Source organism: Chamaesiphon sp. OTE_75_metabat_556 (genome assembly GCF_031378165.1).
Classification (GTDB): domain Bacteria; phylum Cyanobacteriota; class Cyanobacteriia; order Cyanobacteriales; family Chamaesiphonaceae; genus Chamaesiphon.
The window spans coordinates 21,653-33,317 of the sequence record NZ_JANNDR010000413.1; the positions used below are offsets into that span (position 1 = coordinate 21,653).

General features: G+C 43.3%; 14 protein-coding genes. 10 read left to right on the forward strand and 4 right to left on the reverse strand.

Translation table 11 applies throughout. The features are described from left to right. Positions 1-145: 145 nt before the first annotated feature. Genes cysS through dcm form a run of 4 tightly spaced genes read left to right on the forward strand, consistent with a single transcriptional unit; the run spans position 146 to position 4,049 of the window. A complete protein-coding gene (gene cysS / locus RMO27_RS16650) occupies positions 146-1,636 on the forward strand; it encodes a cysteine--tRNA ligase (protein WP_309734526.1) in 1,491 nt (496 codons plus the stop codon). A gap of 48 nt (positions 1,637-1,684) precedes the next feature. Beyond that, positions 1,685-1,951 (forward strand): hypothetical protein, encoded by a 267-nt coding sequence (locus RMO27_RS16655; protein WP_309734528.1) that lies wholly within the window; start codon positions 1,685-1,687, stop codon positions 1,949-1,951. Positions 1,952-2,005: 54 nt separating this feature from the next. Further along, the gene (locus tag RMO27_RS16660; protein ID WP_309734531.1) at positions 2,006-2,749 is read left to right on the forward strand and encodes an Eco47II family restriction endonuclease; all 744 of its coding nucleotides are present in this window, start codon (positions 2,006-2,008) and stop codon (positions 2,747-2,749) included. Further along, on the forward strand, positions 2,733-4,049 hold the full coding sequence (gene dcm / locus RMO27_RS16665; RefSeq protein WP_309734533.1) for a DNA (cytosine-5-)-methyltransferase: 1,317 nt from the start codon (positions 2,733-2,735) through the stop codon (positions 4,047-4,049). The genes RMO27_RS16660 and dcm overlap by 17 nt, the downstream gene beginning before the upstream one ends. A 254-nt stretch (positions 4,050-4,303) precedes the next feature. Here dcm and RMO27_RS16670 read toward each other — a convergent pair whose 3' ends face one another. Beyond that, positions 4,304-6,265, reverse strand: coding sequence for an FHA domain-containing protein (locus RMO27_RS16670; RefSeq protein ID WP_309734535.1), 1,962 nt, complete (start codon positions 6,263-6,265; stop codon positions 4,304-4,306). A gap of 209 nt (positions 6,266-6,474) precedes the next feature. On the opposite strand from RMO27_RS16670, the gene RMO27_RS16675 reads away from it, so the two are divergent. Continuing rightward, on the forward strand, positions 6,475-6,795 hold the full coding sequence (locus RMO27_RS16675; protein ID WP_309734537.1) for a hypothetical protein: 321 nt from the start codon (positions 6,475-6,477) through the stop codon (positions 6,793-6,795). A 64-nt stretch (positions 6,796-6,859) separates the two neighbouring features. Here the strand turns inward: RMO27_RS16675 and RMO27_RS16680 are convergent, their stop codons facing one another. Continuing rightward, positions 6,860-7,702 (reverse strand): universal stress protein, encoded by an 843-nt coding sequence (locus RMO27_RS16680; protein WP_309734539.1) that lies wholly within the window; start codon positions 7,700-7,702, stop codon positions 6,860-6,862. Positions 7,703-8,063: 361 nt separating this feature from the next. Between RMO27_RS16680 and RMO27_RS16685 the strand changes: the two genes are divergently transcribed. From RMO27_RS16685 to RMO27_RS16705, 5 genes are all read left to right on the forward strand, one after another. Beyond that, positions 8,064-8,795, forward strand: coding sequence for an HAD family hydrolase (locus RMO27_RS16685; RefSeq protein WP_309734541.1), 732 nt, complete (start codon positions 8,064-8,066; stop codon positions 8,793-8,795). A 65-nt stretch (positions 8,796-8,860) separates the two neighbouring features. After that, positions 8,861-9,553 carry a Uma2 family endonuclease gene (locus RMO27_RS16690; RefSeq protein WP_309734542.1) on the forward strand — a complete coding sequence of 231 codons (693 nt, stop codon included), beginning with the start codon at positions 8,861-8,863 and terminating at the stop codon, positions 9,551-9,553. Between the two features lie 226 nt (positions 9,554-9,779). Next, positions 9,780-10,448 carry a hypothetical protein gene (locus RMO27_RS16695; protein WP_309734543.1) on the forward strand — a complete coding sequence of 223 codons (669 nt, stop codon included), beginning with the start codon at positions 9,780-9,782 and terminating at the stop codon, positions 10,446-10,448. Then, on the forward strand, positions 10,445-10,774 hold the full coding sequence (locus tag RMO27_RS16700) for a hypothetical protein (RefSeq protein WP_309734544.1): 330 nt from the start codon (positions 10,445-10,447) through the stop codon (positions 10,772-10,774). The genes RMO27_RS16695 and RMO27_RS16700 overlap by 4 nt, the downstream gene beginning before the upstream one ends. 2 nt (positions 10,775-10,776) lie before the next feature. Next, the gene (locus tag RMO27_RS16705; protein WP_309734546.1) at positions 10,777-11,055 is read left to right on the forward strand and encodes a hypothetical protein; all 279 of its coding nucleotides are present in this window, start codon (positions 10,777-10,779) and stop codon (positions 11,053-11,055) included. Between the two features lie 82 nt (positions 11,056-11,137). On the opposite strand, the gene RMO27_RS16710 is transcribed toward RMO27_RS16705, so the two are convergent. Continuing rightward, positions 11,138-11,539 (reverse strand): type II toxin-antitoxin system PemK/MazF family toxin, encoded by a 402-nt coding sequence (locus RMO27_RS16710; RefSeq protein WP_309734548.1) that lies wholly within the window; start codon positions 11,537-11,539, stop codon positions 11,138-11,140. Then, a complete protein-coding gene (locus tag RMO27_RS16715; RefSeq protein ID WP_309734550.1) occupies positions 11,497-11,631 on the reverse strand; it encodes a hypothetical protein in 135 nt (44 codons plus the stop codon). The genes RMO27_RS16710 and RMO27_RS16715 overlap by 43 nt, the downstream gene beginning before the upstream one ends. Between the last annotated feature and the right edge of the window lie 34 nt (positions 11,632-11,665).

Sequence of the window (11,665 nt, forward strand, 5' to 3'; positions counted from 1 at the left end):
GACGAGTCATTAGTTATTTTAACCTTTATTCAGGAATCCAATTTCCAGAAACCCAATTATTAATTTAACAAATGGCACAAGGTTAATTTCTCCCATCTCCCCGACCCCCGCTCCCCGCTCCCAACTCCCAACTCCCAACTTTTCTATGAGTCTAACCATATACAACACCCTCACCAAAACCAAAGAGCCGTTCCAAACCTTGACACCTCACCAGGTGAAAATGTACTGCTGTGGGGTGACTGTATACGACTACTGCCATCTGGGTCACGCTCGATCGTACATCGTCTGGGATACCGTCCGTCGCTATCTGCAATGGCGCGGTTATGAAGTTAAATACGTCCAGAATTTTACCGATATCGATGACAAGATCCTCAGACGCGCCGATCTCGAACAAAGCTCGATGACCGCAGTTGCCGAAAAGTATACGGCTGCATACTTTGAAGATCTCCATCGTCTGAATGTCCGCGATGCCGATAGCTATCCCCTTGCCACTAAACACATCCAAGAAATTCAAGATCTGATTGCCGATCTCGAACAAAAGGGCTTTGCCTATGCCGTAGACGGCGACGTCTACTTCCGCGTGCGCAAAGATGATGACTATGGCAAACTCTCCAAACGCAACCTCGACGATCTCCGCGCTGGTGCAGGCGAGCGTGTCGAAGCCGCAGATCCCGACCAAATTAAGAAAGAAGATCCCTTCGATTTTGCCCTGTGGAAGGCCGCAAAACCGGGCGAACCTTTCTGGGAGTCACCTTGGGGTAATGGTCGTCCTGGCTGGCATATTGAGTGCTCTGCGATGATCCAAAAACAGTTGGGGGAAACGATCGATATCCATTGCGGCGGCGGCGATCTGGTCTTCCCCCACCATGAAAATGAAATCGCCCAATCCGAATGCGCTCACGATCGACCATTATCCACCTACTGGATGCACAATGGCATGGTCAGAGTTGGTGGTGAGAAAATGTCTAAATCCTTGGGCAACTTTACCACGATCCGCGCCCTGCTTGACGGCCACAAATCTGATGGGTCAGTCGATCCAGTCGATCCGATGACGATTAGACTTTTTGTACTGACTGCCCAATATCGCAAACCAATGGATTTTAGCGATGCGTCGATTACTGCTGCCGGCCAAAGTTGGCAAACGATTAAGGATGGGATGTTATTTGGTTACGAGTTTGGCGATCGATTAGGCTGGGATAATTTAGACTCAATTCGCACTAGTGCGACAGCGACTAGCACCGAAGAATTAGATCGATTTCGGACTGCTGTCGATGATGATTTCAACTTTGCTGAAGGTTTAGTGGTAGTATTTGAACTCGCCAAAGAACTGCGAAAAGTCGGTAATATTATCGTTCACGATAGCGAACAAACAGTAGACCCCCATCTACTCAAAGACAAGTGGCAAACATTAATCGAATTAGCAGGAGTGCTAGGTTTGGAAGTCAATCCCGATGAATTGAACGTACAAAATAGTGGTTTGAGTGATACGGAAATCGAAGCATTACTCACGGAACGTCAAATTGCCAGAGCGAATAAAGATTTTGCAACGAGCGATCGCATTCGCGCTCAATTAACAGAGGAAAAAATTGTCGTGATTGATAAAGCTGGGGTTCCGAGTAGTTGGTATCGCGGTTAATATCTCCAATCTCAAATATTCTTAGCCAAAGTAAAGTGTTTGACTAATATGAATACTGCAAATAGTTCGCCAATAGATGGTGTGGATTTAGCTGTTGTTGAGTTACAACGACAGCTTTGTGAATCGATCGATCGATTATCACCAGAAAGATTGCATGTGCTGGCTGATTTTGCAGCTTACTTAGTAAATGCAGAAAGTGAAGCTGCAACTCAAGAGCTTTTGGCAATACCAGGATTGCTAGAACGAGTGCAGCAAAATCAAGTCACACCTAAATCTAGTTATGTAAACTGGAGAAACATTCGCGCTCATGTATGAACTTATCTTGTATTCCGATGCTCAAGGAATTAGTTCTGAATTTATATGTTTTGAATGAGAAATTATAATCTTGGATTTATCAGTGATGAAGACATCTATAATCATGTTAAGAAAACAGTTGATAAGTATAGATTCGATATTAACTTGGATGATTTCAACAAAAATCTGCTAGACTCAATCAAATTAACATTTGACTCAAAGGTCTATCAAAAAGATATTGCTTTTGTCATAGAAAGCGAGGTACTAAGGCAGATAGACAAATCTAATACAAATCACATTGGCTATTTCCATCAGAATATATTTAGATATCTGGGCAATGGATGGGAAGTGCCAATACAGGGATATGACATAGTAAATACTGAACTCATGTATTTTGTTGAGATGAAAAACAAACACAATACAATGAATTCATCTTCTGCTCAGAAAACTTACATGAGAATGCAGAATACTCTGCTATCTACTCCAGATGCAACATGTATGCTAGTAGAGGTAATTTCAAAAAGAAGCCAAAACACCATATGGAAAATAAGTTTGGACGGTCAATCTGTATCGAATGAAAGAATACGTCGCATTTCCGTAGACAAATTTTATCACTTAGTGACTGCGGATAGATTTGCATTTAAAAAATTGTGTGAGAAGCTACCGACTATAATTCAAGATATTGTCGAAGACAATAATTTAGTAGCGGAATCGAATTCTGTGTTTAGTGAATTAGAAGATATCGATCCTAATCTATTGAAAAGTATTTATTTGCTTTCCTTTCAAAAATACGAGGGGTTTGATGATTTCATTATCTAGCACAGGCACGATTTCCGCAGAATTGTTGGCAGACATAGTTTCTGTGTCAAAATCCACTTTGTCAAAATGGGAGAAAAATGGAAAAATAGTCTCGATTCAAAATCCAATTACTAACAAAAAAGAATATAGAATATCTCAGCTTACTCAATTTGAAGAAGTAAGGAATATGCTCGATGGTAATTGGAATCGAGAATTAAATGTAAAGCCTCTCAGAAATTTCTCGTCGATCGAACTTTTTGCAGGGTGTGGCGGTCTTGCATTAGGTCTTGAGAAAGCCGGTTTTCAGGCAATAGCACTAAATGAATTTGATAAGGATGCTTGTAATACGCTCCGAATTAATCGACCAGAATGGAATGTGATTCAAGATGATATCCGAAAAGTAGATTTTTCTAAGTTTGCTGGTATCGATCTTCTTGCTGGTGGGTTTCCCTGTCAGGCTTTTTCCTACGCAGGTGAGAAATTAGGGTTTGAAGATATTAGAGGTACGTTGTTTTTTGAATTTGCGAGAGCAATTAAAGAAGTTCAACCCAAGGTATTCATTGGTGAAAATGTGCGTGGGCTATTGAGTCATGATGATGGCAAAACATTATCTACAATAAAATCAATCATTTCCGATCTTGGATATACACTCATCGAGCCACAAGTTTTAAAAGCAATATTTTATCGAGTCCCTCAAAAAAGAGAACGTTTATTTTTGATTGGGATTAGAAATGACCTATTGAAATTTGCAAAATTTGCATGGCCATCTAAATATCATAAAATACTAGTTTTAAAAGATGCTTTGAAAATTGGTGAATTGTATGATACTGATGTACCGCAATCTGCCGGACAGTCTTATCCCAATAGGAAGAAAGAAATATTGTCTTTTGTACCTCCAGGCGGTTACTGGCGAGATTTACCAGACGATCTTCAACGAGAATATATGCAAGGTAGTTATTTTTTAGGCGGTGGTAAGACAGGGATGGCTCGTCGGCTCTCATGGGAAGAGCCAAGTTTAACGCTTACTTGTGCTCCCGCACAAAAGCAAACAGAAAGATGTCATCCTGAAGAAACAAGACCATTAACTGTTAGAGAATATAGTAGGATACAAACTTTCCCAGATGCATGGCAGTTTTCAGGGTCTATAAGTAGTCAGTATAAACAGATTGGTAATGCTGTTCCAGTGAATTTAGCTCATGCGGTTGGGCGAAGTACTATCGCTTTATTAAATAGCATCGAGCTAGAAATCGAAAGAGGCAGTAATTTTAAAGTGTTTGATGAATCATTATTGCCAAAGCAATTAAGCTTACTAAATATATAAAAAATACTTGTTTTTATATCAAAAAGTGTAAGAAACAAATCATTTTATGGGCGTCTATATTTATAGATGCTCGGATTGTAGAGGTGACGTTGAATTTGGATTTGGCGATTATCTACGGTACAGCAGAGCTGAACGATATTATGGGCAGTTGATTTGGTCTGCTAGCCATCATTGTCAGCAATGTGGAATGCGGATGGAAGAAGGTGGTTGGGGCAAGTTACCGGATTATTTGTATGAGATCGAGCTGAATTGATTCAATCTGGAGATCGATTATTTACCCACTTCCACCATTGATTTAAAGAGCGGGATAATAATAGCGGTTTTAGCTCGATCGACTTGCGCGCTAACAGATCTTGAATGATATTAAAAGCAGCGTATTGCAATCCCAAAAAACTATCCACAGGAGCGTAATAATTGCCTAAAGTAATTGCGCCAGAAGCATAGACTTTCCCCACCTGATTGGCCATTTCGGTCAATTCAAAATCTGCCGTCACCGTCAGCCGACTCAGATGATTGACTGGTAGATTGTATTGCTGGATCAGATCCTGAAGTAAAGGGCTGGCCGTAACTGGGGCATCTACAGCAGTGGCATCGATGATGAAATCGGATTCTAATTGGATGTCGCCCTTGACACCCGACTCGCGAACGGTGGTAATCGTGCCGCTATGACTGGCGCGGGGGACAACCTGCTGTACTTCTCCATAGAAGATCTGATACCAGCCTTTGTGGATGCCGCCTGTAATGATTTTGCGCCAATCGCGGCGATTCATCGTCGTCACGCCACCCCAATCGGCGAGTAGGTGCTGGCGTTGTTCGGGTGTGGCAGATTCGAGAATTGCTTTATATTGTCCGCCCCAGGCTGATTTTGGCCAATTGAAGGGCTGGAATTCATAGTTGTGTTCGACTTTGCGCTCGGCTAAACCATATTTATTGCCATCGGTTTTGGCGGAGCGGAGTAACTGAATGACGCGAATTTCGACTCGATCGTTGTTGCGGCGGAGGGTGTAGAGTTTCTGGAGGATGCGAGCGGCGACGGTACCAGTCCCGCGTAATAATACCGTCCCACCGGATGTCGCTAGCGATTCGTAGATATGCTCGTGGGGTTCGTAGGCATTGACGACGGTTTTGAAATCCTGAGTGCGATCGCGGTAGGCTTGGAGATCTGGTAGAAATTGTAAGGCGGGATAACCAGTAGCAATGTGAACGTATCGCGCGATCGTACAAGCATAATCTGTCGGTTGCTGACAGGTATAGACGATCGCATAGCGACCATCGGTAGTCTTGCGAATGGCTTGGACGCTAGCCGTGCGCATGATTTTCTTCCAACTGATGCGTGCAGCTTCGCGATCGATCGCCGTAATCACATTGCCAGCTTTGGGCGTATAGGTGCTAGCCAGCGTCGGCTCGGCAAAGACTTGCCAGAGATGGCTCATCCCCGATCGCAATTTCCCCTTAGCAATGTCTCTGACCGCTTCTACAGTTGCATAATTGGGAAAACCCCAAATGTTATCGGGACAAGCATCAGCGGGCGATCTGAGGCGTTCGTGGGGGACGATCTGAGCGTTGAGACAGAGTTGTTGATAGCGGCCGTAGGGGTGCTGCTCCATCCCCAACCCCCGAATGCGATCGCTACTCACCCCACTAATTCTGAGTAAGTCCACCCACATAAAACTCCCCAAGCCGCCGCCAATGGTGGCATATTCGACTTCTTCGACTGGCAATCCCGTAGCATGAATTTCTTGAGGATCGATCTGCGATTGGCTGAAGATCGGCGGTAGACAATTATTAACGGGAACTACCGGCGGTGGGGTAATGCGCGGATCTGGCCGATTGGTGACGGGATTGAATCTAATTTGAGATTGATGGGCTGGCGTGGCGACGGGCTGGGGATTCTCCGGTAGGGCGATCGAGATCTGATAGTTGCCGAGTTGGATAATATCCCCAGGCTGAACCTGAGTTTGGGTTTGCTTGTGCCCATTAACGATGACCCCATTACTACTACCGCGATCGACGATCGTCAGGCGATCTTGCTGGATCTCGATCGAGGCATGATAGCGAGACACCTCCAAACTATTCAACACGATCCGACAAACGCGCTGTCCGTCGAGGAGATCTGGCAGCCGCGCAAACTCCCGCCCCAAGGCAATGGGGATGGTTAACAGGGGTTCTTTGCGTTCTCCTGTAGCTGGATCTTCCCACATCAAACGGATTTGCACGGTCGATTGATTGAGTATTTAGTAGTCAATTTTAGCAGGAACGGTATTTTTTTGTCGATCGCCCCCGATCGAGATCCCCGAACGATCGCCAAAGTTGGTTGTCTGTCCTCGATCGACTCCTCACCAAGTTTAGTTAGATCGATCGTCATCAACTAAGATGATTGTAGTTTCAGCATTCGATCCAGATCGACAGGGTATTTTGTGAATATATGAACGAAGATCTGATCCAAAAATTAGCGGCTGGTAAATTATTTAGATCGATTTCATTCTTTCAGATTAGCATTCACCTATGTGTTTATATCGCAGCTTTTATCCAACTAATCATGATTGAAGCTGGTGGATATCATGATGTGAGTATCGTGCGCTTCTTGGAAATTACATTCGTTTCCATGCCTTTATTTGCGATCGCGTGGCGACTGATTCAATTTAGTTTAAAACTATCCAAACGACAAAAGTTTTGGGGATATTGCTTTCATTTCCTGAATTTGCTGTGGAGTATCGCGATCGTCAAGATAAGTTATTTTAGATAGATATAATAGGCTAATAATAAAGTAGGGGTAATTCATGAATTACCCCTACTTTATTATTAGCCTATCAAACAGTCGATCGATTCAAAAGTACCGGACAAGGAGCTTTGACCCGCACATAGTCAGATAGCGAATTACCGAGTAACCGCTCTAGATCTGGTAAGTTTTTGGCGATCGATGGCCGACGTTCTGGTGAACCCAGGACGATTAGATCGGCATTGAATTCCTCAGCCGCTTTGCAGATCTCCTTACCAGGATCGCCAACTCCAACGATACATTTATAGGCGACTCCTTGTCTTTTGGCTTCGGCGATCGCTGGCGCAAATACCGGATCTTGTTCTGAATTCACAGGGGCATCGGCAGATTTTCGATCGGCCTTGACTTGGATCAAGAGTAATTGACTACCTTTGATATCGCGTAAGAATGAGAGGGCTAATTTCAGCGATGACTGTGCCGAACTAGAGTTATTATATCCCAGCATAATTTTAGAAATCCGCTTGATATCAACATCATCTTTAACCAATAACATCGGCTGTGAAGTCAGTTGAAAAACATACTGACTGACAGAATTAGATAGGATCGATTCCAATCGATTTAGTCCCCGCGAACCCATAATAATCAGATCGGATTTTTCCTCTTCAGCAACTTGGCAGACTGTGTCTTTGGGATCGCCTTGTTTTAATCGGACATTGACTTTAGCCGGATCGAGCTTGAGATACTCGATCGCGTCAGCTAAGATTTTACCGCCATTGGTCAGCTTTTCAGCCATTAGTTCGGCAGTTACTTGGGGAGCTACTACATGCAGGATCGTCACATTTGCTCCTTTAATGATGGGGATTTCCATCAGCATCTTGAGCATTTGTTCGCATTTTCCCAAGCCAGCAACAGCAATTAAAATATTTTGAATCATTTATTTAGCATCCTGAAAATTATTAAATTAGCTGGTGGTGAGAGGATTTTTAACGCCTCGGAAATTGGGCGATTTAACTTATCGATGGCTGACCGTCGGTCGTTAAAAGTTTTGTTATATTCTCGATTCTGCACTGTCGCGATCTCCATACTGGCTCGATCGCAATATTATTTATCATTTACTGTCTTCGCTCTGATGTGGCAAATGTAGATTTAGCTTAGTAGCGTGAATCGATTCTCGTTCCGTTCGCGTTGGCGAAGCCTTTGCCTCAGCAAAAGCGTCTGCCTGCACAGAGAGGCTCCGCCAACGATTAGGATGAGAGAATTAGCATCAGTGTATTTATCCTCCTCACCAGCACACCATGATCTCGATCGACTGTCTCGGCCACAAATTCACCGATATTCAAGCCATTATTTTTGATAAAGACGGCACACTGGAAGACTCAGGCGACTATCTCCGCAACCTCGCCCAAAAACGCGCGCGACTGATCGATGCCCAGATTCCAGGGGTGGGAGAACCACTACTGATGTCCTTTGGTGTCACCGAGCGGGGGCTAGATCCAGCGGGATTGCAAGCGGTGGGTAGTCGGTATGAAAATGAAATTGCCGCTGCCGCATATATCGCCGAAACAGGGCGAGGTTGGAGTGCGGCTTTGGAAATTGTCAAAGGTGCATTCGATGAAGTCGATCGAGTAATGGAATCCACACCAGCAGCGATGTTTCCTGGTTGTGCTGAATCACTATCCACTCTCTCAGGGGCAGGACTCAAGCTCGGTATCGTCTCTGCTGCCACTACCAGCCAGGTCGTCAAATTCGCCAATTATCACAAGCTACAGCCGCATTTTCAGGTGCTGCTAGGTTCCGATCTCCAGTTTGCCAAACCCGATCCGCGCTTATTTCAATTTGCCTGTCAGGAATTGGGCATAAATCCCGCACAAACCCTGATGGTTGGCGATAGCACCTGGGATATGTCGATGGCAAGTCAAGGCGGTGCCGCAGGCTGTATCGGGATCTCCTGGGGTCGATTCAGTCAATCGATCGCCATGTCAGATGTAACGATCGAGCATTTGTCAGCATTAAAAATTACCAACTAGTGACTCCTCGACTCTCACTCGTATAATTGAGATACGCTTTGCAAACTCTTAACCCGGCAACTGCAATGGTTAAAACTCCCTCTCAGCCTCGATCGATCCCACCGCTAGAAAATGGCGACAGGCTCACTCGTTACGAATTCGAGCGTCGTTACAATGCCATGCCACATCTCAAACGAGCCGAATTAATAGAAGGAGTTGTCTACATGGCTGCCGCACTAAGCTTCAGGAGTCACGGCGAACCCCATGCTAGTTTAATGACATGGTTGGGAAATTACACGGTTGCGACTCCAGGAGTTGCACTTGGGGACGCGCCGACGGTGCGGCTAGATTTAGATAACGAACCTCAACCCGATGCTGTATTGTTAATCGAATCACAATCTGGTGGTCGATCGCGGGTGAGTGAGGATGACTACATCGAAGGGACACCAGAACTGCTTGTAGAAATTGCGGCTAGTAGTGCCGCGATCGATCTCGGTGACAAGAAACGCGCTTACCGTCGCAATGGCATCCCTGAATATATCGTCTGGCAAGTATTCGATCGAAAGGTGGATTGGTTTTACTTGGAAGAAGGGGAATATATCTCTTTGCCTGTAGATCCGGATGGGACGATTCGCAGTCGCGTGTTTCCAGGTTTGTGGCTGGCGGTAGAAGATTTACTAGCCGGAAATATGGTGCGGGTTTTGGCAGTATTGCAGTCAGGTTTGGCAGCGGCGGAGCATGATAAATTCGTGCAGCAGTTATCGCAAGTAGGTGAATAATTCAACTGTCTCCATCTTGGGGATTCTTAAATCGACATCCTTTACAGTCCTAGTGCTTGAGAAACTACACAGAGACGTAGAGATCTACATCACTTACATTTGATAAATCCGTCTTACAATTATTGATTGTAGTTAATTATAAATATCACCTAATTCAACCTGTTCGATTACCACAGGCACTGTATATATAGTGAGATTAACATAAATATTATTCGAGGACAGGTCATTGGATAACGACAAGAGTTTTAACGATATTAAAGATCGAGTTAAACTAACAGATACAACTCAACTTTATCAGATTAAAGATGCGGCTGGACAAGTAATTGATTTTGAAGAGGCTAGTGGCAGACAAATATTCAATCACTACCGTCATAATATGACTAATTATGACGAAGTATTGGATACAATTCGTACCCAGCAAGGCCGTGTTACTGGTAGGGAGGAAAAAAAAGCTGCTGTAGGTGCGGCAGAAAAAGTAATAGAAAAATATCGCGACGAACATGTGAAAGTTATACAAGATAGCCAGAAAAAAGGTCGTATCCTAAAAACATTGTTACAAAAAGCTGGAGTAGCTACTGCTATCGCTTTATCAAATAAACTCGATCTCTGGTCAGAAAAAATTAAGGAAATTAATAAACTAGAAAATAGCCAGTCTACTCTAAGGGAATGGAATGATACCTATCGAGTTCAGCGCGAACTTGTCAAATCAGTGTTAACAAAACAAGATGTTTCGCAGGAAACCATCGACATGGTTAATCGTATTTATAGTACTCGTTCAGTGAATAAATCGATAGAAGTAGGCTCTACACTTTTAAATTTGGAAAAATCTGAGATATTAAAACTGATTAAGCTTGCAATTAGACATAAGAATCTTGGATATACAAAAGCATCATGAAGATATCAGATGTAAAAAAAGAAATTTTCAAGTTAACTTGTATAGCGGATACAAAAAGACTCAAAAAAGAACGTCCCGATCTGACAAATGGAAAAGATCTGCGATATAAAGAACAATGGCTGGCAATCCTCGATCAAGTTAAATATTTGCAGATACAAGGACTAGACTTGTCTTTGGCCGATCTAGATGACTCTGAGCAAATGCTCAAAGCATCATTATTTAAGGTTGGTAGAATGGCAAGATTAAATGAATGTCAACTTGATTTTGACTGGCAAATAATCAATCTAGAGTCACAATTCTCAGATATTCATATTGAACAGTTGTAATAATGATTGAAATTCGTCAGCTCCAATATTTGCCACATATTAGCGGGATTTATCGAGTGATTGATGCTAATGGCATAACAATATATATTGGTCAATCAAAAAATATCCATCATCGCTGGAATAATGGACATCATAAGCTTGGTGAAATTATTGCTGTGTGTGGTGTGAATGCTTATATTGACTGGACTGAAGTTCCACAATGGTTGTTAAATCGTGCTGAGAATGCAGCAATCTGCGATTATAAACCTATGCTAAATGCAAAAAAAACTCCGGTTGTGTAGCTTAGTCGAATATTTATTCAATAGGTAATACCTGAAACTTAGTTGGTGGGCGATATCCACCTTACACTTAATACTTCAAATACTAGTTGAAAAGATCCAATGAATCCTCAAGATCGCTATTTTTAATATCTAGTTCTAGATAAGAGCGTAAAATCGTCTGTACTTGACGGATTTGGTCAGCATTCGACATTCCCAACTGCTTCACCAATCGTTGCTTATCAAAAGTCATCGGATCGATACAAATAATAAAGCTATCAGTAGTCAAACCATTAATTCCATCTGGTTCGAGCGCGACAACTACAGGCAACAGCCTACTATCTGGAGAACTAGAGGTAATTGGTAACACAGTTACTTTACGTCGCTGGTTAAACAGTGTCCCAGAAATAATCATTGCGGGGCGAGTCTTACGAATTTCGGTACCGATCGAAGGATCGAAGTTGACTAACCAGATACTTCCCAATCGGTAATTGCGGCTTGTTGCCATTCTTCATCCTCTGCCGATGTTTGTTCGTCTAGAGCCAAGCAAGCTGAGAGCATTGCTTGCTGCTGTTGTTGTTTCTGCCAAACCGATAGCAACGATCAGGACAAAGCTGACCAGGCCCGCCACCAG